This window comes from Thalassoglobus neptunius (genome assembly GCF_007859735.1).
Lineage (GTDB): Bacteria > Planctomycetota > Planctomycetia > Planctomycetales > Planctomycetaceae > Thalassoglobus > Thalassoglobus neptunius.
This window is the reverse complement of record NZ_SIHI01000013.1, coordinates 15,018-40,136: the sequence shown is the minus strand read 5'-3', so window position 1 is coordinate 40,136 and position 25,119 is coordinate 15,018. Positions and strand designations below refer to the sequence as shown.

Sequence of the window (25,119 nt, the reverse complement as noted above, 5' to 3'; positions counted from 1 at the left end):
GATGGATTCTTCAGCCCCATCCAATTCGCGGTGAGTTGAATCTTACATCCTCATTCACACCCTGTCAGGGGCCTTTCTGCAGAGCGATGTGCAATCTGCCCGCGATTCAAACACTCAATCAAGTTCACACGAAGTTGTTGCTCCGAATTGAGTCGATTTTCAGTCTGTTCTGTCCAGAGACCTCATTTGTCGCTAGAACATTCGTCGAAACTCCCGATGGAGACATCATTTTCTGAATGATCGCATCATCTGTTTCAATCCGCAGTTCCGATCATTCCGGTTGGAATTCACCGATCTCAACGAACTGACATTCTGTTTGCTGGACGATTGAAATTGACTGCCTCGCACTTTGCACATGACTCCGCCAATCCAACAGCGATCGACGGGCATGCTTTCGCTTCGAATCGTCTCAGAGAACGGCTTATTCCGGATCAGGCAGAAGGCCGCACTCCTGCGATCCATTTTGTCGGCGTTTGCGGGTCCGGGATGAAATCCCTGGTCGACGTCATCTCCGACGCAGGTTGGCAGATCACGGGGAGTGATTTTTCCCAGAATGAAAACACCTGGAACGAACTTCGAAAGCGGAACCTGATTCGTCTGAACGATGTTTCCGACTGGAAGACTACAGAATCCTGCGATCTTCTCATTTACAGCGCCGCTGTTCCCGAATCAGACCGTTTTCGTCAGGTCGCTGAACAGAATGAAATCACGCAGATTTCTTATGTTGAGGCACTGGCACGGATCACGAATCCATCGAGCGGAATCGCGGTTTGCGGAACTCACGGTAAAAGTTCGACAACGAGTCTTCTCAGCCATTTCGTTCACGCTGCCGGAGTCCACGCAACAACGTTTTGTGGCGCTCAACAGGTCGCCGACGGGCGAAGTGGTCGCTTGGGTTTCGACGATGTGACGATCGTTGAAGCTTGCGAATTCCGGGAACACTTTCTTCAGTTTCGTCCCAAACAAATCTGCCTGCTGGGCATCGAACCCGATCACTTCGACTGTTTTCCAACACTCGATGACGCAATTCGTGCCTATGACCGCTTTCTCCAATCACTCCCAGTGAACGGAATTCTCACTGTCAATTGGGACTGTGAAACATCACGCGATCTTGCTCGGAAGCACGAGAGGAATCGTCAAGGGCGAGTTGTTTCCTATTCTCTTACGAACTCGGAGGCGCAGTGGACCGCCCATCGTTCAGGACACACCGTTTTCATCCACGAAAACGGCCGGGAAGTTCTCAGCGGAGACTTTCCATTGCCCGGCGAACACGCACTCAGAAATCTTCTGGCAGCAATCGCGACGCTCAGTGCATCGGCTCCCATTGATGAAAAGATTTCAAGCAGCATCCGGGAGTATTGCGGACTAAAGAGAAGGTTCGAAGTCGTCAGCCAAAGCGACAATCGAGTGGTCATCGACGACTTTGCCCATCACCCAACGGAAATTCGAGTCACACTGGAGACCGCGCGGCAGCAATATCCAGATTTTCAACTTGTTTGCTACTTTCAACCGCATCAAGTTTCGCGAACGCGTTCATTGCTTCACGAATTTGCTGACTTGCTGCGCCTGGCGGACGAGGTGTTCGTGCTTCCCGTCTTCGCTGCCCGTGAGACTCTCTCCGAACTTCAGGAAACGACAGCGGAAGAACTCGCGCGCCTCGTCGCTGAATCCGGGACGAAAAGCCAGTTTCTCACATCGCTTGACCCTATTCGCACAAGATTGGAGACTACCCCACGGACGAAGGAACTCATAATTACTTTAGGAGCGGGCGACATCGCTCAAATACACGATGACCGGACTTGATCAGTTTAGCGAAATCACAAAGTACGACGAACCACTCGCCCCGTACACCTGGCTCAAAGTTGGTGGCCCAGCCCAGATTTTCATTGAGCCCCGCACGGAAGCGGAACTTGAAGGTGTGCTCCGAGCTGTCAGCGACGAAGGCTTACCCGTCCGACTTCTCGGCGGAGGTTCAAATGTCCTCGTTCGAGACGATGGATTCGCGGGAGTCGTGATCAAGCTGAGTGGGGAGGAATTCTCAGAAATCACGATCGAAGGCAATCGTGTGCGCGTCGGAGGAGCGGCTCCGCTTTCCCACGTGATTTCGTCTGTGGTTGGAGATGGCCTTGCGGGACTGGAGAATCTTGTCGGAATTCCGGGAACGATCGGCGGGGCCATCAAAGGAAATGCTGGCGGAAGACACGGGGAAATCGGCCAGTTCGTGAAATCCGTCGACGTCATCACCGCGAATGGCGAACGTTTCACTCGCAGCGGCGACGAACTCAGTTTCGACTACCGAACCAGCAGCATCAATGAGCTTGTCGTCATTTCCGCGGAACTCGAAATGCCGCAAGAAGATCCCGACGAAATCACGAAGCGGATGCGGCAAATCTGGATCATGAAGAAGTCCTCACAGCCCTTCTCTTTCCAGTCGGCTGGATGCATCTTCAAAAATCCTCGCGGCCTGAGTGCAGGAGCGTTGATTGAGCAAGCTGGGTTGAAAGGGACTCGTGTCGGAAACGCAGAAGTCAGTGACCGACACGCCAACTTTATCGTGACGCATCAGAACGCAACCGCAAACGATGTGCTGCAACTCATCGAACTGATCAAGTCGCGAGTGCACGAAGTTCACGGCGTCGAGTTAGCGACCGAGATTCAAATCTGGTAAGCCGCTCGACCGTTCTCATCGTTTCTCGGCACTCGCCTGAAATCGAGTTTCTGGTTCAGGCTGCGCCACTCGCACAAATTGCAAAGCACCGGCAATGAAGATGATGAGATCTCAGCCCGTCGCGTTCCCTCGTCTCGCTCTTTGACCTGCGGAATCCGCAGAATTGTCGAGTTCCGCACACGAGTGGAAGTCGATACCCCTCACGGAATTTCCGAAATTCGCTATGTGATCGGAAAGAGAGTTCCTCGCGCCCGGCGTCAGTGCCTCATTCTGTGAGTGGACACGTCAGTGCTTCTCCCTCTCAAGTGCTCGAACGCACACAATCGAGCGATTCACAAGAAGTCATACAAATCGCCTCCGGTGAACATTCATCACGCGACAGAAGGAATTGAACTTCAACAAGGTGCCGATGACTGCGTTTTGGAAAACCTTGGTCTTCGTTCCCGCAGTCGCTGCAATCGCCGGGCTGTTCTGGCTGTCTCAGAGAATCCCATTCGCAGATGCTCAGCTTCCTCCACTGACCAAGGTTGAGGAGAGTCCGCCCATTCTGGATTTGGCTCAAACGGTCTCTGCTGACCTGACTTCTCGCGAGGAACCTCCTTCCTTCTCCTCGTCGGAATCAGAAAGCCGTCTGAGAGCTGATGTCTCCGTGCTTGCGAGTGACGAGTTCGAAGGTCGAGGAATTGGCACCGACGGGATTGAACAGGCTGCGAACTACATTGCCGAAGAATTTCGCCAAGCGGGTCTGACAACCGATTGGGGGAACAATGGACCATTTCAGGAGTTTTCCTTGATGCCCGCGTTCTCGCGGATTGCAAGTGGGGCTCCGGAAATCACCATTTCGACCCACGAAACTGCAACTGACTCGTCACGCTCACAGCCACTGAAACTGAAAGCGGGAACTGATTTCACATTTCTTCTCAGGTCAGACCGAGTCCCGGAAAAGTGTCGAGTTGTGTTCGGCGGCTACGGAATCACAGCCCCGGAATGGAACTACGATGACTATCAGAATGTTGATCTCACGAATTCTGCGGTTGTGATCATTCGTGGTGAGCCTCAATTCTACGCAACACGTCAGCAATCAGATGCTGGCCATCCAAGTCGCCACGCTTCTGTCTACGCGAAAATTGAAAACGCAATCGCACACGGAGCATCCGTGATCATTGTCGTTGACTCGAACTCGCAAGAACACTCATCGACTTCGGTTCGGACGACGCCGTCAGGTTTGCTCGACGTTGAATTCTCACAAAATCTCTTTTCCTCAGCGATTCCGGTCGTTCACTGTCATCAGGAAGTGTTGAGCCAGTTCTTCACGAATGCAGACCTTCCACCGATCCACGAACTCGAGGAATTAATTCGGCAAACGTCCGTTCCTCAGTCGCGGTCGATGAACACAATCGAAGTTGACTTGGGTTGGGAGAAGTCGAAGCACCGGCATCTCGTAAAGAATGTGATCGGATCAGTGGAACCGCACGATTCGGAATCAGGACAAACCATCGTGATCGGTGCTCACTATGACCATCTGGGACGGGATGGCTGGGGATCGCTCTCGCTGGGTGCCGACGGAGAGATTCACAACGGAGCAGACGACAATGCTTCCGGAACAAGTGTCCTGTTGGAAGTGGCCCGCCGCTTATCGAAACATCGCGATCAACTTGTGCATCGAGTGTTGATCATCGCTTTTACTGCAGAAGAAGTTGGATTGCGCGGCAGCCAGTATTACGTGCGTGAGCCGGTCGTCCCTCTGAATGAAACGATGGCCATGATCAATCTCGATATGGTCGGAAGGCTGCGAGAGAAAGTCACCGTTTACGGAGTCGGAACGGCTATCGAATGGAACGAACTTGTGAGCGAAGGGGTGACTGCTTCGTCGTTAACGGCGGAATTCATTAACAGTGGATACGGTCCCAGCGATCACGCAGTGTTTCATGAAGCAGGAATTCCCGTCCTGCATTTTTTCACGGGGTTTCACCCGCAGTATCATCGTCCTGAAGACGACACCGAATGGTTAAACATTTCAGGCATGCTGCAAATTGCGGACTGCGTCACGAACATCGTCCTGGAGATCGGGTCAGGCCGCCGAACCCTGACGCGATCGAATGATTCACAGACCAATCTCTGGTCGGACCTCATCGCAGGGGGACTCAATACTGACTCACAAAGAAGGCATCGGGGGCTCGGTGTGAGAGTGCAGGCAACCGCTGACTCTCCCGGCGTGCGGGTGCTTCAAGTCCTTCCCGAAAGCGTCGCCGAACAAGCTGGGCTCAAGCCGCATGATCGGCTCTTAAAATTGAATTCCACGACCGTGAATTCTCCATCGGAGCTTCAAACTCTTCTTGAAACGCTGAACCTTGAGGAACAAGCGACGCTGGAAGTCCAACGTCGATCCCTCATCCTCGAATTCAAAGTCAACTTCTGATTCGTCCCCATGTTTTCCCAGCAACCAACTGATCTCGTTTCTTTCAATGAAGGCGTCGTTTGCTTGTCTCCTGATCTGTGAATCACTGCTCTGAAACCTTCATCACTCTTTGATTTCCATAGGAAACTGACTCTTCTTGTACGTTCTGCCCCTGAAAACTATGATGCTCGCTTACTGTGAATTCACTCATCAGTGTGGAACTGATTTGGCTGCTTCGGGCTGGCCATCGAATAATTCACGATTTATTGAAATTGTTGCGCCAGGAGTAGCGGGATGGGAGTGATGCGTTTTGTCGTCCATCCCGCAACAAGTCCCGAAGAGTGGCCAGAACATCGGCAAGCGTACATCAGCGGATTTGACGGGCGAATCTTTCCGACTCGAGTCGAATACGACGGGAAAACGCTCTCTTGCCGAAGGTCATATTCGGACAGCGGAAAGGTGAGTGTTCCCTGGCCAGTGCCGGGAATCGGGCGCCCCGTTCTGACCACAACTTCTCTTCGCGAACAAGACCGGCCCTACTTTCTTCCTCTCGAACTCGCGCGAGGAAAGCTCTCTCAAATTCGGGATCAGGCTGCCATTTGGGAAATGGCGCGCATGATGATTCCCTCAGAATTTACAAAGCTGCAATCCGGGTCGTTTAAAGCCCTCGCACATGCCAGTGCATGTCAGGATTCGCCGAATCAATTCGTCGAAGCGTCTCAGAGGTCTCTACAACTGGCCTGTCAGGCAGCCAACATATTAACTCACGCTTATACACTTCAACGGATGGCCAGTATTCGTCGGTCGTCTTCTCATGCTCCCAATTTGCTGGGAGCCACCGTCGATGCTTCGGTATTGACGGATTTCGGTCGAAAAACATTCTTCAATACCTTCAACACAGCATCCGTTCCAATTCGATGGACCGATATCGAAAAAGAAGAAGGTGATTACGACTGGTCCCTCGTCGATCAGTTGATCGAAACGGTCTCTGAAAATCGGATGATCATCCGCGGCGGACCGCTTGTTGGACTCGATGATGGCGGGCTTCCTGAGTGGCTGGAACCCTGGAGCAGCGACTTCCTCAACTTAATCAGCTTCGTTTGTGATTTTGTGGACACAGCCGTCTCGCGCTACACAGGTCGCGTGCGAATCTGGGAAATTTCTTCCGCCGGAAACTATGGAGGAGCACTCAATCTCAACGAGGAGCAGTGTTTGTCCCTCACTGCCAGAACGTTGGAAGCGGGTGTCCGCACCGACAGCGACTCCCAGTTCTTTATTCGCATCGAACAACCCTGGGGCGAATATCAACGTTTCGGCCATCACCAACTTACGCCGTTTCAATTCGTGGACGCGCTCGTTCGTTCCAATCTTGGCCTGACTGGTGTGAGTCTTGACATCAACGTCGGCTACACCAACCGAGCCTGTCTGCCCCATGACATTCTTTCAATCTCGAAACTGATCGATCTTTGGAGCCTCTTGGGGCTGCAGATCCATGTCAATCTTGCCTGTCCGTCTGCGGCGACGCACGACCCGCTCACCGATCCGACCATCGCGGTCCGATCACATCCTTCGCAACCTCAATGGACCGAAGAACGACAAGCTCAATGGATGGGAGAAATCGTTCCGCTGCTCATGGCAAAACCATCTGTGACGGGTGTCTTTCTCGACCAGTTCAGCGACGGAGCTCCTCATCGGCATCCACATAGTGGACTTCTCACTGCTGATGGGCACTCGAAGAAAATGCTGGAAACTCTTCAACAGCAGTCTCGATTCGAAACCCTCTAGCGCGAGTATTTTCGCTCTCGTCGCATCGCATTTCAGCTCGTTGCATTGCACAATCAACCACAGCCGACTCACAATCAAGCTGTTCGAAAGATTGTCTATCCGAGAGCAACAGAGGTCAGTGCCCGCCGATCCGATGATGACAGTGAGAACGATCGACTCTCACTCTTCAGGATCACTGAACGAAAGATCCCCGATGCGAAGTCACACCCTCCTCCCAGTTTTCGTCGTGTTGCTGTTTTCCACTCTTGCACTCACGCCGAGTTTAAGGGCCGAAGACAATTCCAAGTGGCTTTCCAATTTTCTCGAAGCGGAAACGAATAAGTGCGCCGAGTCGACAGTCGCGGCGATGTCGAACCTCGAGACCTGGAAGCAAAAGAAACCTGAGTACGTTCAACAGCTTCAACAGATGCTGGGACTCTCCCCCTGGCCAAAACGAACTCCACTCAATGCAAAAGTGACCGCAACTCACAAACGCGATGGCGTGATCGTCGAGAACATCTCGTTTGAGTCGAAGCCCGGCCTTTACGTCACAGGCAACTTCTACCGCCCGGAAACTCAAACCGAGCGACTGCCCGCCATTCTTTACGTGTGTGGACACGCCCGCGTTTCTGAAAATGGAATCAGCTACGGGAATAAGGTCAGCTATCACCATCACGGTGTCTTGTTTGCAAAGAATGGATACGTCTGCCTGACCATCGACACGATTCAGCTTGGCGAGATTGAAGGTCTGCACCACGGAACGTATCGCGAAGGAATGTGGTGGTGGCACAATCGCGGATACACTCCCGCCGGCGTCGAAGCATGGAACGGAATTCGTTCGCTGGACTATCTTGAGTCGCGGCCAGAAGTTGACTCAAAGCGATTTGGAATGACAGGGCGCTCTGGTGGAGGAGCCTACACATGGTGGGTCGCCGCTCTCGATGAACGGATTGCCGCTGCTGTTCCAGTCGCTGGTATCACAAGTCTTCAAAATCATGTGATTGACGACTGCATTGAGGGGCACTGCGATTGCATGTATCAGGTGAACACCTATCAGTGGGACTTCCCCATGGTCGCAGCATTAATTGCTCCGCGTCCGCTGTTGATCTCCAACACTGACAAAGACTCTATCTTCCCGCTTGATGGAGTTGTTGATGTCTACATGAAGACTCGCCACCTGTACGAATTGTACGGCCAGCTTGATCACATCGGACTCAATATCACCGAGGGGCCGCACAAAGATACACAACGCCTGCAAGTCAGCGCGTTTCACTGGTTCAACCGCTTCCTCAAAGGCGAGGATCAACCCATTGAGTCGGTCGCCGAGAAGATGTTTACTAAAGAAGAACTTAAAGTCTTCGACACGATCCCGGCTGATGAACGTACCTCAACCATTCACGAATCGTTCATTCCCGTTCCCTTTCTTCAGATTCCCCAGAGCAAATCAGAACAACTCGAACTCGCTGATCAATTGCGAAGTGGACTCTTAAAAACGAGTTTCCGCAACTGGCCCAACAAGGCCACAGACACCCCGATTCAGTTCGAACTCGTTCGAGAAACAAAGAGCGATGGACTCGCGCTACGCGAGTTCAAGTTAATGAGCGATGCGAGTTGCAGCCTCCCGGTCTTCGTGATTCAAAGAGACCAAGCTCCCTCTCCGACGACATTGGAAGTCGTCGTTTGCGATGACTCAGCATGGAGCGGATTTGCGAGTGAAGTTGGCGAGCACTTTCCGGAACATGCAGACGTCAACGTTTCGAATCCTGCTGAAAAGCGAAGCTCAGAGTCAGGTACGAATGTCGACGTTTCGATGCTTATTCAAGCGTTGAAAGAGTCTGACTCTTCGAATGGAGAAGCACTCGTCTTTTTTGCTCCGCGTGCATTGGGAGCTTCGGAATGGCCGTCACAAGTTCGCGAAGCGACGCACGCAAAACGCAGACTTGCCCTTCTCGGTCATACATTGGACAGCCTGAGAGTCTTCGACATTGTGGAAGCATGCGAAGGGCTGCACCAGCAACCGGACTTTGCGAACGCAGAATTGACTCTTCGAGGACCAAACCACATCTCTGGAGTTGTGACGACTGCCGCCTTGATGTCTTCATTGATCAGCCGCGTCGATCTTCCATCAGCCGATGAAATTTCCCCGCCGGAGTTGTTGATGTCCGATCAAGTCGTCTCGTTCGATACGTTGACGAAGCTTGTGACACTGACCAAGGGTCAAACGGAAAACAAATAGCGATCGCTGCTCTTGTGCGTTCTCTTGAGAGCGGAGGCAAGTTGAGTTTGTCTTCAGGAGTTGAAGAGTCGCTGGACCTCAGCGGGGGAAATCTTCCCGTCATGGAGTGCGGACGCGATCAATACTCCATCGACATCACACACCTCGCGAAGCCCTTCGAGATCCTCACAGTTGCGGATTCCGCCTCCGGTCCAGATTTTTGCTTCTGCGTTCATTTCCAGGATCGACTGGCAAATCTCGAGTGTATTGAGACCTCCGTCCATGCCGACAGAGGCGAGATCGAGGACGATGAACTTTGTCAGTCCGAAGCCAAAGACCCGTTCGGTAGTTTCTCGAATGGACTCCTGCTCACCAACCGATCCCATCGGACGTCCTCGCATAAGATCGATACTGAATCGCAACTGAGTCGTCGGGACAACCTCAATGAGTTGTTCCACGCTCTGCCAGTCGGACAGGCTTTCAAGCGGAATGACGATCTCATCAATGTCCAGTTGCCGCAGCTGCTCAGCTGTCGTCAGTGAAACGCTTCCGCAATCGACAGAGATTCGAAACCCGGATTCGACCAACTCCCCAAGAACTCGAAGATCAGGTTGCCGTCCGGAAATTGCGTCGAGGTCAGCAACATATAAACGCTTCAGTCCGAAGCGTTCACGAAACGCACATGCTGTCTGTAGAGGGTTCGAACCTTGAACAAAACAGCTCTGATTGGCCCTGTATTCGTTCCGTCGCCCGGCGATTCCGCGAACCACCTGACCGTCCATTAGGTCGAGAACAGGAACGAGCTGCATTGAATCACTCGAGTACGTATCAAAACGGTTCTTACAATTCAGGCAAACGATTCTTCACGACTGCGCACTCATTGACGGAGCGAAATCGTGAAGGCAATCCCCTCACAAATTGAATGCCCCATGAATCCTCCATTAGACAAAAAAAGCCCCAGTCGTGTTGATTCACGACCGGGGCAAGCTTTCGTTTCGAGTCGGTGAGACTCCGCTTCTTCCTCATTCTTCGGTCTGCAGCGATTCCAATTAGAAAACGCGGCATTCCTCGAATGAAGCAGCACTCAAAAACCATGAAAATGGTTTAGGAGATTGTGCCGCCGTAGATCGCGTTGCTGTCGAGAAGTTCTTCGATTCGCAGCAACTGGTTGTATTTGCAGATTCGGTCGGTTCGGCTGGCAGATCCTGTTTTGATCTGTCCTGTTCCGAGAGCGACTGCCAGATCGGCGATCGTCGTGTCTTCAGTTTCACCGGAACGGTGACTCATGACAGCGGTGTAGCCGTTCTTGTAAGCGAGGTCGACTGCCTGCATCGTTTCGGTCAACGTTCCGATCTGATTGACTTTCACGAGGATGCTGTTGGCGATTCCTTCATTGATTCCGCGAGCAAGTCGTTCGGAATTCGTCACGAAAAGGTCATCCCCGACGAGCTGGCATTTGTCGCCAATGCTGTCTGTCAGAATCTTCCAGCCTTCCCAGTCATCTTCGAAGAGGCCGTCTTCGATGGAGCAGATTGGATACTTTTCGACCCAACCGGAGAGAAGTTCAACCATTCCGGCGGAATCGAGTTCACGACCTTCGACGGTGTAGATCTTCTTTGATTCGTCGTAGCATTCTGAAGCAGCACAATCCAAAGCGATTTTGACTTGTTCGCCCGGTTTGTATCCCGCTTTCTCAATCGCTGTCAGAACGACTTCGATAGCTTCATCGCTGTTAGGAAGGTCAGGAGCGAATCCACCTTCATCACCGACAGCGGTGCTCATTCCCTTGTCGTTCAAGACCTTTTTCAAGCTGTGAAAGACTTCGGTTCCGCAGCGAAGAGCGTCGCTGAAGGTATCGAAGCCCAATGGCATCACCATGAACTCTTGAAGATCGATTCCGTTGTTCGCGTGGGCTCCACCATTGATGATGTTCATCATTGGTGCAGGAAGGCGACAAGCTCCAGCTCCGCCGAGGTAGCGGAACAAAGGAAGTCCGCAAGAGTTGGCAGCTGCATGGGCGGTTGCCATGGAACAGGCCAGAATCGCATTCGCTCCGAGTCGGGCTTTGTTTGGAGTTCCGTCGGCGGCGATCATGGCTTGATCGATGGCTGCCTGATCGAATGCGTCGAGGCCGGTCAGCAGGTCGTCCAACTCTTCGTTGACGTTCTCAACAGCCTGAATAACCCCTTTTCCGAGGTAAACGTCTTTGTCACCATCGCGAAGTTCACACGCTTCGTGTGCTCCGGTGCTCGCTCCACTCGGAACGGCAGCGCGACCGACGGCTCCGTCGTCGAGTGTGACCTCTACTTCAACGGTCGGGTTTCCACGACTATCGAGGATTTGTCGTCCATGGACTGCAAGAACGGGAATACTCATGGGAACACCTTTCAACGCTAAGCTTTTCTGAATAAGCACTTATATCAATAATCGAGCCCCAAACGCAGGCAGCGCAGCGTACAGATTGGTGACACGAGTGCGTGTTGTATCAAACAGGCGCTTCGATCTCCATCGTGTCGATTGTCATTCCCCGCTCCGCGAATTCTCGCCGAAAGGCTTCTTTCTCTAACTTACCTAAATTTCATAACCAGAATCATTCTCAAATTTCGCACGAACGGTTGACCAGTACAGCCCAAAAATTTGTGTTGAGACGAAGAGATGCCGATGAAGAAATCAGCGGGACGGTGCCAGACACCGATACCTACTGAATTCCTATGCAGCGACGAGGGGGAACTGCAATGTTTAAGAAGACATTCTTGGCAATCCTGACCGCAACTGGAGTGCTGTCATTCTGCCAGATCAGTCACGCTCAAATGTTCTTCGAAGCGGACTGGGTCTTTATGGATCGCGACAACGACGGAGACGGAAACGTTGTTGCCGGACCAGAATCGCTCGGTCTCGGAAGTGGTGACTACGATTACACATCCGGCTATCGACTCATCCTCGGTGGTCAACTGGGATGTGTCGACATCGACTCTTCATGGACACAACTGGATACCTGGGAAACCAGCGACTCCGGAACGTTCAATGGAGATGTCCTCTTTGATGACACTGCCGGAGCTGGATTCTTTCCGGCGGGTGGAAACTCCCTGAACCGAGCATTAGGTCTCAGCCAGGCAGCCACTCTTGTCGGAGCAGAAATCGACGAAACGGAGTTTCTGAGAGCGACAGATCCGATGGATGCCGGCTATTCACCACGATGGACATCGTTCTCGGAATCAAACTATTCCGACTTCGAATTGAACATCGGAACCAACCGTGAATGCCGACGCTGGCGAGCGTCTGTGGGTTATCGTCACATTGAACTCGACGAAATGAGTGGAGTGACTTTGGGCGGTTTCTTTGACGCAGTCGATGCTGCGGACGGAACACCTGTTGGCGGACAGCCCAACGATCAACTCGCTGGCTCTTCGCTGACTGCCGTTGGTTTCGATCCAATTGTGGCTGGGTCACTCGACGGATTCGCAACACCAGCGGGACCTGATTCGATTCTCTATCAGGTTCGAGGTGATGCTTCGAACGAACTGGATGGTGCTCAGGCAACATTCGCAGGCCGACTCTTCGACGGCGACTGGATCACCATCGAAGGTTACGGCAAAGCCGGTATCTTCCACAACAACATGCGTGGTAGCGTCGGCGAAACGATTGTCGCCACCGGAAACGGAAATGCCGCTTATCGCCGTCGTCTCTCTGACAGCGAAATCGGGGCTGCCTTTGCCGGAAACCTTGGATTCACCGCGACTGTCTCTCTGACCGACTACATCAATCTGGTGACCGGTTACGAAGCACTCTTCCTGTCCGGTGTTGCTCTTGGTCCAGATCAGATCAACGGTCTTTCGACAAACCTGCTCGGCAATCGTCGATACAGTGTCGAGAACGATGGTTCCGTCATTGCTCACGGTGGTCGTCTCGGACTCGAGATCCTCTGGTAAGCATTGCTTCGAAGCCGTCGCTGCGATCAGGTCGTTTTTCCCGAAGACTCGCTTGAACAATTGACTCAGCACGTTCATGCGAGTCCGGGACGACCTTTACAGGAAGCACTCTTATTGAATCTTTCCTCGACCAACAATCGGCAGGATTCGCTCAACGAAATTGTCCCGCAACCCGTAGAACTGGTCGTAGAGAAGAGTCGTCAGATCACTGTAGCCGGGGACAACAATCACTTTGTCCCCAATGATCAGATTTCTGGACTCTGGGCCAAGCTCGACGACAGTATGTTCCGCACTGAAGGAGTTGATCGATGCATCGGTCAACTCCTTTCCGTTTGCCATCCTCGAAATTTCCGGAGGAGAGATCTCGGTGTGAATGGACTTGCGACCGATGTCGAGCACCGCTTGCATCAGACTCGGACGGCTGACCACTGTCGCCACAATTCCCAGTGCTGGCCTCAATCCGGTGACTCCGCACATCTTCGAGTAGAACGGATCACCAAAGATTCCGCCGCCTGCCTGAATTTCTGTCACAACAGGCAAATGGGCTGTCATCTGATAAGAACCCGTCCCACCAGCGGAAACGATGTCGCAGCAGATTCCGTCGCGGATCATCCGATCACGCTGACGTTCGAGCAAAGAAATTGCAACTTCAATTCGCTTTCTCTTGCGATCGGTCTCTGATTCGGTCAGCAGATGACCTTCGTATCCCATGATCCCAACGAGCCGAATCCCTTGCAGGCGATCAATTCCGCGAACCAGTTGTTCCGCATCAGGACCGGGACGAACTCCGACACGGTTCATTCCAATGTCGAGCTCAACGATGACGCGACAAATAACTCCAGACCGACGACAAACATCGGAGAGTCTTTCCGCCTGGACGAAGTGATCGCACGCGACAATCGGATCACCTTCGCGACACATTCGTGCGATGCGCTCGAGTTTCTGCTCTCCAACAATAAGGTTCGCGATCAAGACATCGGAAACCTGATTCTCGACGAAGACCTCTGCCTCCGACGACTTCGCCGCCGTCACGCCGATGGCTCCGGAAGTAAGTTGTTGCCTCGCGATTTCCGGAACCTTGTGACACTTCACATGGGGCCGCCACGCTTTTCCCGCATCACGCATCTCTTTCGACATGGAACGAATATTTTCGTCCAGCACATCCAGATCAATGCAAAGGGCAGGCGTATCAAGTTCACTGAGATGTCGACCGATCATGCTCCTGATGTCGCGTCTTCTGTCGGACCGAAAAATGTGTAATAAGGTTGGCCGTGAGCCATTCGTTGGACCATAAGTGCGGCTTCACGCAAGTGATAATCGCCCCACATACATGATTCGCCACACGGAATAAGTCGTCCCTCGGGGATATAATCCCAGCCACGCGGACGATGATAAATCGAATGCAAAAGCAATCCCTGATGGGCAGAATCGAAACTCAGATAAGGCTCTTCCAGAAGGTGAAAGAGAATCGTCAGGCCAGCTTGTGTGTAACGATCTGCATCGGGACTCGACTGCGTTTTGAGCCAGTTTCCGAGACGAAGGAAACCTTGAGCCGCGATCGCAGCTGCGGAACTGTCGACCGGTTCGAAGTCGTTAAACGGGTCCGATTTCTGATTGCGGTAGTCCCCCAACTTCTCCAACCCGGGAGCACCGGTATCCCAGTAAGGAATCCCATCGATTGGACTCTCTGAAATGTAATAGTCACAGGCAGCAAGGGCTGCCTGAGCCATGAACTCTTCAATCTGCTCGCGCCCTCCGAACACTTCGAGTTCATCATCAGGGATCTGGGCCAGAAACTCTAATTGTTCGGGATAACCCGCGATGATCCAGGCAGCGCCGCGAGTCCAGGTCGTGAACGGGCTGTACCCTTGCTGGGTACTCGGACATCGCAGTCGACCGTCATTGATATTGAACAGACTTTCGTGAGCAACGCGACCTCGAACGTCGTAAATGTCGCGACCTTCCCCGTAAAACACGTTGGAACGTGAAGTCGTTCGGGCGTGTTGAATCAATCGATCCAGAAGCGAGATCGCTTCATCATTTTCCCCCATCAATCGGTGCTTCAAATGATGCGCCAGAGCGAGCGAGCGGAGTGATCGAATTGTATCGCAAAACAATGACTGCGGACCGTTAAACGAATAGATGTAACCATCGCCATCAAAAGTTTCGCTCCATCGCGCAGCTTGAACAGCACCACTTACTTTGAGAGCCAATCCGTATCCGGCCAACTCCGATTCCTGGAACGCAATACGGCCTTCCAGCATTAATCTTCTCAGCGCTCCATAGGTGCTCACGTTGTTGAACCCGTGATCGTGAACCCCGATATGGCTGATGTGCGGAGCCATCAGCTGCTGCGTTTTGCTGCGCCCGATCTCCAGAAACTGCTCATCGTCAGTGGCATCAAACTGGAGAATCGCTGAACCAAATTGAAATCCCTGAGTCCACTCAGTCCAACCCTGAGCTGTATATTTTCCATCGACAGTGAAGACAGGCGAACCAACTTCGGGCCCACACGTTTGTTCGATGGAAAGAATCTTCTCAGCCGAGGATTGCCACATTCGTTGAATCCCCAGAAGAAGGTCTTGCGGAGTCAACGTGTTGTTAATTTCAATCATGAATCGTTTTCGTGTTTAAAGGACGTCCAGGAATTCCGGTATCAGTTCTGTCGCGGGATACTTGCTGGATGAGACTCCACAGAACTTTCCATCCGAATAGGTCGACTTCGAAATCGCTGACGACAGTCTTCAGAAAAGGATCGTAGCGGACCGACCGAAGAAGCTGAACCATAGTGTTAATCAACTCGTGCCGACGGGCATCATCAATATTCGCATGGAAGCTCATCGATTGAAGAAACCAACAACATCATCAATTCGCACTCGCTTCGGGCTGAACCGTTGCTCCGCGTGCGACGTCGATGTTCCAGTCAGCATGTGCTTGTTTCAATCGGTCATATGTTTGTGGATAGGCTTCTGACAGATCAACTTCTTCCCGAGGATCGGCGTCGAGATTGAAGAGTTTCTCGTCTGCTCCGTTTCGGTCGGAAGGCAATTTCCACTGTCCATCTCGAACTGACCAGCTGTTTCGATACTGCCAATGCATCAATCGATCCGCAAGCTCTTCCTGCTCGTATAAGACGGGAACAAGGCTTTCGCCGTCGGCAGAGGACAAGCGGTCGCCTCCGGCAATCTCCACGAGTGTTGGAAGAATGTCCATTGTCATCGCTGGGGACTCTGATGTCGTCCCGGGCAAAATCTTTCCCGGTTGCCAGGCCACAAACGGAACGCGATGTCCTCCTTCCGACAGGCTCCCCTTGTATCCGCTCCAGGGAGCGTTGGAACCTTGCTTCGTCGCTCCGTTATCAGAAAAGAAGAGGACAAGCGTGCGTTCATCGAGATCGCAATTCTTAAGAGCCTGAACAATGCGTCCGATGCCGTGATCCATCTCGACAATCATCTCTTGATAGGCACGTCCCACGTCTTTGACTTTGGCGTCTTTGATGTCTCCAACCTGACCACGAACTCGCACGGGAGGATCGTTCGGCCCTTGAAACGGAGAATGCACACACTCGTGAGCAACATACAGGCAGAACGGCTCGTCCTGATGATCGACAATAAAATCGACAGCGTGCTGCGTGACCAAATGTGTCGTGTACCCGTCTTCGCTCACGCGGGTAGAATTGTGCCACCAGTCGTCGATTCCCATTCGATCCAGGTGTGACTGATAGCAGACGTTCCCGCTGACGTATCCCCAGAAATCATCGAATCCGTGATGCACCGGGTTGTACTGCTCCTCATATCCCAGATGCCACTTCCCGACAACTCCTGTCGCGTATCCCAGTTGGTTGAGCACTTCGGCAAATGTCGTTTCCGAAGTCTGAAGTCCGTGATGCCGATTCTGCTTCGGATCAGCAAACACGACCTCCTGCAAACCGGCACGCTGTTGATATCGCCCGGTCAGGAGTGCTGCTCGCGTTGGACTGCAAACAGGACCATTCGAATGAAAGTCGGTCAGCCTCATCCCTTCGGCCGCCATTTGGTCAAGATGCGGTGTTTCGTAGTAAGTCGCCCCGAAACAACTGACATCACCGTACCCAAGATCATCAGCCATGATCACCACGAAATTCGTCGCTTTCGGTGATGCACTTTCCGCCGCGAGAAGTGAATTGCTCAGAAGAATCAGAAGACAAGTCCGAACAGCCATTTGCGAACGTGTTCCACTGTTGACGACGAAGTGATTCCGAAATGTCATGAAGAACTCCGCTTGCAAATGAGCACTGACCAACACAGTTTCCAAGTTGTGGGCGAGTCGATGAAAGATTTTATCGCTCTAACGACGGCCGATTTGCGACTCCGGTACGAATCACGTCGAGGACCTGTTCACGTTCCTGTCCGGTCAATGCAAGGCGTGGAGCACGTGTTTTCTCCGAACCGAGCCCGCATTCCTGAACAGCGAGTTTGATGTATTGAACAAGCTTGGGGTGAGTGTCCAGATGAAGCAACGGGGTGTACCAGCGATAGACTTCAACAGCGCGTTCATAGTCGCCAGAAGTCGCCAGATCCCAAAGCAATCGGTTTTCGGCAGGAAATGCATTCACCAAACCGGAGATCCAGCCTTGTGCACCGAGCACAATTGATTCGAGCACGAGATCATCGACTCCGCACAGAAGCGTATATCGATCCCCGCACAGATTGATCAAATCGGTGATCCGACGAACATTTTCTGACGACTCTTTAATGGCCACGATCTTCGGTTCGTCCGCGAGTTCCAGAAACATCTCAGGAGTGATGTCGACACCGTACGACACGGGATTGTTGTAGACCATGATCGGAAGGTCCGTCGCATTCGCGACAGCACGGAAGTGAGTCATCGTCTCCTGCGGATCGGATTTGTAAACCATCGCCGGCAGCACCATCAGTCCGTCGACACCGATTTTGGCAGCATCTTCGGCGAACCGTTGAGCCAGTGAAGTCGTGTACTCAGCGACACCTGTCAGAACCGGAACCTTGCCGCCCACTGCTTCGACGGTCGCGCGAAGGACCTCAAGTTTTTCTGAGTACTCCAGCGAGCAGTTCTCGCCGACTGTTCCCAGCATGATCATGCCGTGCACCCCTTGACCAATCATGTGCAACACATGCTTCATCGTCTGTGGGATGTCCAGTGACTCGTCATCGTGAAACTGCGTTGTCGCTGCAGGAAAAACGCCACGCCAGTCACTCGCCATGATTTTCTCCGATACTCGTTGATTGGATTTTCAGCAATTGAAGTTTTTTTTTGCAGTTGAAGATCGTAACGATTTCGAAAGCATTCATCGAATCAAAACGAAGATCGCCGTTCCGCTTGAGAGCAAATCAGTCCGCTTCTGAATCTGTAAGCGAAATGAAGTGCCGGTCAACAATATGAAGCGTCGAATTCTTTACGGCCAAACAGAACGAGCGCAGCTACGCTCATCATTTGAAGCGGTGCAATTTGCTCACGCAATGTGCATTCAAATTGCCGAGCTGTTGTGAATGCGGAGAATCGATGAAAACAGCCTAAGTTTCCCGGTGGAATCGGCGCCCTTTGAGTTCGAATCGTGGAAGCTCGTTGACGCCGACGGAAACAACTTCTGCCTGAAAATTGAGTCGATCCTTAATTCGCTGCTGCACGACAGTTGTAAGTTGCTGAACAGAGACCTCGTCTGCCTGTTCCACAACCGGTTCAACTTCGACTCTCATGTGGGGCATCGATCGGCGAGTCACAACGCGGATCATGTATTCCGCGACTCCGGGAATCTCTCGCAAGATTGCGTCCAGGCTCGAGGGAAAAACATTGTTCCCGCGAATTGTCACCATATCATCGGCGCGCCCCAGAATGCCCCCGTCGAGAGACAGAAACTGACAGCCTCCTTCCGGAACTTCAGGGCACTGTTTCACGAGATCTCCGGTCCGATAACGAATGACCGGTTGGCCGGTGCGGCCGAGATTCGTGATGATGAGTTCTCCCAACTCGCCGGGCTCCACTGGCTCAAACGTTTCTGGATTGAGAATCTCCGCGATGCACTCACTTTCGAGGAGAAGCAACTGGCCCGGCCGATCGATCGGTTCGATTCCGAGTGAACCAATGTCCGTCATTCCCCAATGATCGATGACGCGGGCATTCCATGCAGATGAGATGCGATTGCGAATCGCAGGAATCGCTCCGCCCGGTTCGCCGGCCACGACGATCATTCGGACGGACGATTCGGAGATCGGGAGTTGCTGTGACTCAGCAACTTCCGTCAACCGCAGCGCGTACGTTGGCGTGCAACAAATGATTGTCGCATCCAACTCGAGAATCATGTTCAGCCGGGCTTCGCTCGTCATCCCTCCCATGGTCAGCGAGAGGTTTCCGAGTCGCTGCGCTCCTTCAAAAGCAGCCCAAAACCCGATGAATGGACCAAACGAAAACGGAAACGCGAAGACGTCGTCAGAGGTGATCCCGATCAGCCGATAGATTTGCGCCCAACACCCCATCAACCAGTCCCAACTCGCTGGCGTATCAAGCCAGCGCATCGGCTTACCGGTCGTCCCGGAAGTCTGATGCAATCGCGAGTACTGAGAAACCGGAAACGTCAGGTTCCGACCGTAAGGGAGGTTTTGATTCTGATCGTCGACCAATTCCTGCTTGGTCAGCATCGGCATCCGCGAGAGATCTTCAATGCCTTTCACAGAAGCTGGGTCGAAGCCGAGACGTTTCCAACGTTCCTTCCAGAAAGGATTCGTTGCCGCAACCATCTCCACGAGTGCACGTAGCCGCTCCGACTGGTTGTTCTCAATTTGCGAACGCGACCATAATTCGGGAAATGGGTCAACCATTGATTCTTCAATCAGGCAAGTCGTTGGATTGCGAGGAAACCTAGTCCCAGCTAAGCCACTTGACGTCCTGGGACACTAGAACACTGCACCTGTGGTTTACAGAAATTCGCACGCGCCAACGCAGATTTCATCAATGAAACATGCTCAGACGAGTGCAGAGAAACCACGAGAATGGTCTAGCTCCGCTGATTCTGAAGAGATTCTCTTTCAACAGCAACCGAAAGAGATTATTCGTTGAATCAACGTTTCAACATCAAGCGATGACGTGAACTCGATCCAACATTGAAGAGAGCGCGATTGCAAAGTCCCTGATCATGGACGAGACAAGAAATCGCAGCTCGTCCACCAGTGATCTGATCCAAGCCTTGCGAAACAATTAATTCGAATGATTGAATGTCGCTCTTAAACCGCTCGAAGAATTGCGGCTGCGCTCTGTCCCATCGATGTTCGATTCACACTCATCGCGACAGAAGAGCGAAGGCGTTGAGGTTCTCGTACAACGTTCAATCGGCAGTTCGGATCAGGATGCTTGTAATTGAGAGTCGCTGGCAACTCGCCGTGTTTCATGGCGAGGATGCTTCCCACAAGTTCCACCGCTCCTGAACCCGCTTCAAAGTTTCCGAAGTAACTCTTCAAAGCAGTGACAGGGATTCGGCCACCGTGGTCCCCAAGAGTTCGGTGATACGCTTTCGCTTCGACGAAATCGTCTCGAAGCGTGCTCTTTCCGTGAGCGTTGATGTGGCCAATCTCACTCGGAGAAATTTCCGATCGCTTCAAGGCGGCCGACATGGCATTGCTCAAGCCGCGTCCACCCGATCCGTTTTCGTATCCGCGGCCATCGCATCCGGCACCGACACCAAGAACTTCGCAATAGATATCGGCTCCACGAGCAATCGCGTGACTGTATCGTTCAACAACGACAACTCCGGCTCCTTCACCGACGATCGTTCCATCTCGATCGAGATCGAAAGGCCGACAAGCGGTCTCGGGATCGATCTGTCGTGACAAGTTGTCGTACAGGCTGATTCGTGCGATGTCCACTGGATGAATGTTTGAACTGCAAGCTCCCACGATCATCGCATCCGCATGACCGCGGTTGACACACCGCACAGCTTCCTGAAGTGCGAGAATCATCGACGAATCTGCACTTGTGATTGTATTGTTAGGTCCGGCTGCTTCGTGCTCAATGGCAACATGGCAGGCGGGCATATTCGGAAGTTGACGCAGCATCCAGAGCGGAGCAATCTTTCCGAGAGAGTCTTCACCCCAGCGAGTGTAACCTTTTCGGTTGGTTGGATCTCCGAAGTCACGAGCCGCTTCGACCAGTTCATCTGGCGTGAACGAAATGTGCCCTGCCCCAAATTCGACACCCAGACGCTCAGGATCAATCTTCCCAGTCGCCAGCCCCGCATCTTTCATCGCAAGAGACGCAGCGGAGACGCCCAACTGAATGTCCCGCGACATGACCTTCAGGAATTTCTTCTGATAGACGTATTCGAGCGGATCGAAATCGTGAATTTCAGCAGCCAGTTTGCAAGGCAGGCTCTCAGACGGAACCGATCGCAGCAGACCAATACCTGAACGTCCGGCTACTAGATTGCTCCAGAACCGTTCATTTCCAATACCGACCGGTGAAACGACACCGACGCCGGTAATCACGACGCCAGGTGTTTTCTTGCCAGCCATCATAGCTCGACCTCTTGTTCCCGACGGAACGCTATCCGATTATCTTCCTGATCTATATATCGGAACGCATGTACCGCCGCGATGAGTCACGCAGGCTCGAAATCCATAACTCTCACAACTTCAATCAATGAAAGATGAAGCGAGAGATTCGATAAATCTGCGTATCAGTTCTGGAGGAAGCGACGAAATCCCACTGTCGCTTGTCTCAATATCGCAATTAATCCACGAGCTCTTTCGAGAACAACGCTCTACAGAGCAGATCAAACCATCACAGCGCTCGACCCCTCGATCGCTGATCGATTTATTATTGTAGACACCGACATCGACTTGTCCTCAAACCATTCGGTCTGAAAGAGTCTTTGTCGACATTCTGTGCGTTGACCCCTCAACGACAGAAAGTGTCCACAATGAAATTAGAGTGTAGAACCTTGGAAAAGTCAATAACGGTCCCAGAGTTTCCCGCTTTCAGTAAAACCGAAGACAGCCTCTTCAAATAGACGCAACATACTTCTAAGTAAGGAGTTCGGAGACTTCAAACCCTTCGCTCACGATCTGAAGGGGGCGCCCCTCGGGAGTGATCAGCTCTTCATACGGGTCCATACCCATCGTTGTACACATGGTTGCGAAGAGATCTTCGACACTGACTGGGCGGTCTGTAATTTCGAGACCATCCGAGCTGGTCTCACCGACGCAGACTCCCCCTTGAATTGATGAACCACCGATGAGGAGGTTGAAATTTTTGGCCCAGTGATCGCGTCCGACAGCGGGCGCTTTCTGGTTGATCTTGGGCGTTCGGCCGAATTCGCCAAGACAGATCACAAGCGTCTTTTCCAATAAACCGCGATCCCTCAAGTCACCCCAAAGCGCCGACAGCCCCTGATCAACCTCTCCCGCCGTCTTCGGAATATTTTGCCAAAGATTTTGGTGCATGTCCCATCCGCCTCGCTGTACTTCCACGAATGGAACCCCCGCCTCAACCAATCGACGAGCCACGAGACAACTCTTTCCGAAAGCATGGCCTCCGTACGATTGCTTCGTCTTGTCCGACTCTCCTGCTAAGGTGAATGCCTTGAGCCGCAACGAAGTCATGAGCTTCGATGCTTTGCGGTACAGTTCCTGATGTTCGTGCGCGATGCGTTTGGCTCCCGCAGCAACAAGATCCTGATCTTGGAGCGACAGCAACTCCATTCGCCGCTGTTGTCGCGCCCCGGTCTGCATTGCTTTCACATTGGCTGGGAGTTGCCCCGCCTGATTCACGATGAATGGAGCGACTTCGACGCCGAGAAATCCGGAGCTAACGGTATTCCCCAGACTCACAAAGTTCGGGATGTCAGATTCCGGATCTCCGAGTTTGTGGGCGACAAGAGAGCCAAAGTGGGGGAAACGGGTCGGCCCGAGCAAGCGGTGGCCGGTCCGTAGGTGAAAACGCCCGCGTTCGTGGGCCGCTTCCTTTCCCTTCATGCTGCGGATGACCGAAAACTCTCCCGCCAACTTTGCGAGTTTCGGCCAGTATTCCGCGAACTCAACACCCGGAATGGCTGTTTGAATCGCTTTGGTCGGACCGCCGTTCTCGTGACCGGGCTTCGGATCCCATGTCTCCATTTGACTGGGGGCTCCGTTCAGAAAGACCATGATGCACGATCTTCCCTGCCGCTTGAGTTCCTCGGCATTAACTCCCAGCGACTTCAGGAAGCCAGCACCCGCAAGCGATGCAAAGCCTCCTCCAGCAAGGCGGAGAAGGTTGCGGCGAGTGATCTCCCCACCGGCGTTCAAATTGACGTGCAACAGGTTGTTGTTCATATCAGGGACTACATTTCTCTCAGCGAGGACGATTCGATTGTTCGATGCGATGAGGAATTCTTGTTTTTCGACGGATGCTGTTCGTCAGCGTTTCGTGATGAATTCTGAAGAGTTCACAAGCACCCACAGAATGTCGTCGACCGCCTCGTTTCGTTTACTGGAAGTCTTGATGTGCTGCTCATAACGAGACAGTTCCTCGGCAGTCGGTTCCCGGGCCAAAACGCTGACGAAGGCTTCCGTCACAAGAGCTTTGGAGTCTTTCATTTTCATCAACTGTTTTTTGAGCGAGCTGTTGATGAGTTTGTTGTTCAGCGTCCCGTTATTCATCATTAGAAGTGCTTGCTGAATACTTCCTTCCAGATCACGCTGGGGAATGGACGGGTCTTGCTCAAACGTTCGATTGATCGCACTGGAGAGCCCTTTGTTCTCTCCAACGAGTTGTTCGACATTGTCGGAGATTTCATACGGCCTCAGTCGGGCGGGTCGAACAGCTGTGAATAAGTCCTCGGTTCGTTCGATCGTTCGAGTCTCACGCTGGTAAGCACGCGAATTGAGAATGGTTCGATACAGCCACTTCGGCTTGAATTTTTCATATCGAAACGATGCAGCCAACCGGTTCACCACCAATTGATGCATCACTTCCTTGTCCGGTCCCAGGCTGTCGACGGAGTAGAAACCGTCACCAAGAAGTTCATTCCAAACACGATTCACGAACGCTCGGGCGAACCAGTAGTTGTCGGGGTTGTAGATCAGATACGCAGCTCCAGCGACGCGACGTTGATCCGGCTTCAGCACCTTCGGAGGTTTCTCGCCGAGCAGAAATTTCGCTTCGACGACCGATTTCTGCGAGGGGTCGTACTGATCGGTCATGTAATATCGACCGGGCGAAAAGAACGCGGCCATCTCATGGAACTGCTCCCGCTTCCACTTGTCGAAGGGATGGTCATGACACTCCGCGCAGCCGATGCTGATTCCCATAAACAGCCTCGCGGTCGCCGACGCAATCAGTTCCGGCTTACGCTCGTTCGCAAGCACAAAATTGTTCGGTCCGTGATCCTGATGCCAGCCGTTGTCTTGCGGCTTCGTGTCTTTCTTGCGTTTTGGTGTCGCGGAGACCATTTCTCCGACCATTCGATCCCATCCGGAATCGGCATGAAACTCTTCGAACAGCCAGTCCTCGAAAGCTTGAGGATTAACGGAATTGCGATTCGCGTTGGATTCAGAGAAGACAACCGTTCGCCAGTACCGAGCGAGTTTTCGGGCGAACTCTTCAGTTTCAAGAAGTTCATCAATTAAGACGGAACGTTTGTCCGGCGCGGTATTCGAAACGAATTGCTTAATCTCCGCAGACGTTGGAAATCGCCCCGCGACATCGAGGTACACCCGTCGAACGAAAGTGGCATCGTCGACGATCGGAGCGAGTGGAGTTCTTGTTTCGCGAGAAATGTATTTCTCAAGCTGTTCATCAAGATCAGCGGAGCCATACGTTGACCTTCGACGACTTTTGACCGTCGGAAAACTGGAACGGATCTGTTCCAGAAATTTCAGTTTGTCTTCGGAATCCTTGAGATCAGGCAACCGGTTTGCGGGATTTCTGCCTTTTTTTCTCGGCGGGGCCGCTTCGATGCACTGACTGGTAATTAGAAGGACGCCTGACAAACACGCCACGCAAAAGGTGAATCGTCGTCGAAGTCGTCGAAATCGTTCGTGCATCTTGATCTCTTCAGTCAGAGAGAAACTTCAGTCCGTGCTGAAAGAATAGCTCACGTCACACATTACGATACGTTGATCCTTCTGAGAATCAACTGCAGAAAGAGTGGTCCATC

16 protein-coding genes are annotated in these 25,119 nt (G+C 52.5%); 6 read left to right on the top strand and 10 right to left on the bottom strand.

The window, feature by feature from the left end; all coding sequences use genetic code 11:
* The first annotated feature begins 333 nt into the window (after positions 1–333).
* From KOR42_RS16820 to KOR42_RS16800, 5 genes are all read left to right on the top strand, one after another.
* Positions 334–1,803 carry a UDP-N-acetylmuramate--L-alanine ligase gene (locus KOR42_RS16820; protein WP_146511007.1) on the top strand — a complete coding sequence of 490 codons (1,470 nt, stop codon included), beginning with the start codon at positions 334–336 and terminating at the stop codon, positions 1,801–1,803.
* Entirely contained in the window at positions 1,790–2,668 is an 879-nt protein-coding gene (gene murB, locus KOR42_RS16815; RefSeq protein WP_146511006.1) for a UDP-N-acetylmuramate dehydrogenase, read from the top strand. Before KOR42_RS16820 ends, murB begins: the two co-directional genes overlap by 14 nt.
* A gap of 409 nt (positions 2,669–3,077) precedes the next feature.
* Complete coding sequence (locus tag KOR42_RS16810; protein WP_146511005.1) at positions 3,078–5,087, top strand: M28 family peptidase; 2,010 nt, start codon at positions 3,078–3,080, stop codon at positions 5,085–5,087.
* Positions 5,088–5,360: 273 nt separating this feature from the next.
* Complete coding sequence (locus tag KOR42_RS16805; protein ID WP_146511004.1) at positions 5,361–6,851, top strand: endo-1,4-beta-xylanase; 1,491 nt, start codon at positions 5,361–5,363, stop codon at positions 6,849–6,851.
* 193 nt (positions 6,852–7,044) lie between these two features.
* A complete protein-coding gene (locus KOR42_RS16800; protein ID WP_146511003.1) occupies positions 7,045–9,066 on the top strand; it encodes an alpha/beta hydrolase family protein in 2,022 nt (673 codons plus the stop codon).
* 53 nt (positions 9,067–9,119) lie between these two features.
* Here KOR42_RS16800 and KOR42_RS16795 read toward each other — a convergent pair whose 3' ends face one another.
* A complete protein-coding gene (locus KOR42_RS16795) occupies positions 9,120–9,854 on the bottom strand; it encodes a HisA/HisF-related TIM barrel protein (protein ID WP_146511002.1) in 735 nt (244 codons plus the stop codon).
* A 295-nt stretch (positions 9,855–10,149) separates the two neighbouring features.
* The gene (gene eno / locus KOR42_RS16790) at positions 10,150–11,421 is read right to left on the bottom strand and encodes a phosphopyruvate hydratase (RefSeq protein WP_146511001.1); all 1,272 of its coding nucleotides are present in this window, start codon (positions 11,419–11,421) and stop codon (positions 10,150–10,152) included.
* 359 nt (positions 11,422–11,780) lie between these two features.
* On the opposite strand from eno, the gene KOR42_RS16785 reads away from it, so the two are divergent.
* Positions 11,781–12,974, top strand: a complete 1,194-nt coding sequence (locus tag KOR42_RS16785) for a hypothetical protein (RefSeq protein ID WP_197441282.1) — start codon at positions 11,781–11,783, stop codon at positions 12,972–12,974.
* Positions 12,975–13,085: 111 nt separating this feature from the next.
* Here KOR42_RS16785 and KOR42_RS16780 read toward each other — a convergent pair whose 3' ends face one another.
* The 8 genes from KOR42_RS16780 to KOR42_RS16745 form a co-directional block, all read right to left on the bottom strand.
* Positions 13,086–14,192, bottom strand: a complete 1,107-nt coding sequence (locus KOR42_RS16780; RefSeq protein WP_146510999.1) for an alanine racemase — start codon at positions 14,190–14,192, stop codon at positions 13,086–13,088.
* Positions 14,189–15,589, bottom strand: a complete 1,401-nt coding sequence (locus tag KOR42_RS16775; RefSeq protein ID WP_146510998.1) for a glycosyl hydrolase — start codon at positions 15,587–15,589, stop codon at positions 14,189–14,191. Before KOR42_RS16775 ends, KOR42_RS16780 begins: the two co-directional genes overlap by 4 nt.
* Positions 15,590–15,839: 250 nt before the next feature.
* Positions 15,840–17,222 (bottom strand): sulfatase-like hydrolase/transferase, encoded by a 1,383-nt coding sequence (locus tag KOR42_RS16770; protein WP_231740970.1) that lies wholly within the window; start codon positions 17,220–17,222, stop codon positions 15,840–15,842.
* Between the two features lie 70 nt (positions 17,223–17,292).
* Entirely contained in the window at positions 17,293–18,195 is a 903-nt protein-coding gene (locus KOR42_RS16765; RefSeq protein WP_146510997.1) for a dihydrodipicolinate synthase family protein, read from the bottom strand.
* A 310-nt stretch (positions 18,196–18,505) separates the two neighbouring features.
* Entirely contained in the window at positions 18,506–19,807 is a 1,302-nt protein-coding gene (locus tag KOR42_RS16760; RefSeq protein WP_146510996.1) for a phenylacetate--CoA ligase family protein, read from the bottom strand.
* A 402-nt stretch (positions 19,808–20,209) separates the two neighbouring features.
* The gene (locus KOR42_RS16755; protein WP_231740969.1) at positions 20,210–21,496 is read right to left on the bottom strand and encodes a beta-ketoacyl-[acyl-carrier-protein] synthase family protein; all 1,287 of its coding nucleotides are present in this window, start codon (positions 21,494–21,496) and stop codon (positions 20,210–20,212) included.
* Between the two features lie 507 nt (positions 21,497–22,003).
* On the bottom strand, positions 22,004–23,293 hold the full coding sequence (locus KOR42_RS16750) for a DUF1501 domain-containing protein (RefSeq protein WP_146510994.1): 1,290 nt from the start codon (positions 23,291–23,293) through the stop codon (positions 22,004–22,006).
* Between the two features lie 84 nt (positions 23,294–23,377).
* Entirely contained in the window at positions 23,378–25,006 is a 1,629-nt protein-coding gene (locus KOR42_RS16745; protein ID WP_146510993.1) for a DUF1549 domain-containing protein, read from the bottom strand.
* Positions 25,007–25,119 lie beyond the last annotated feature (113 nt).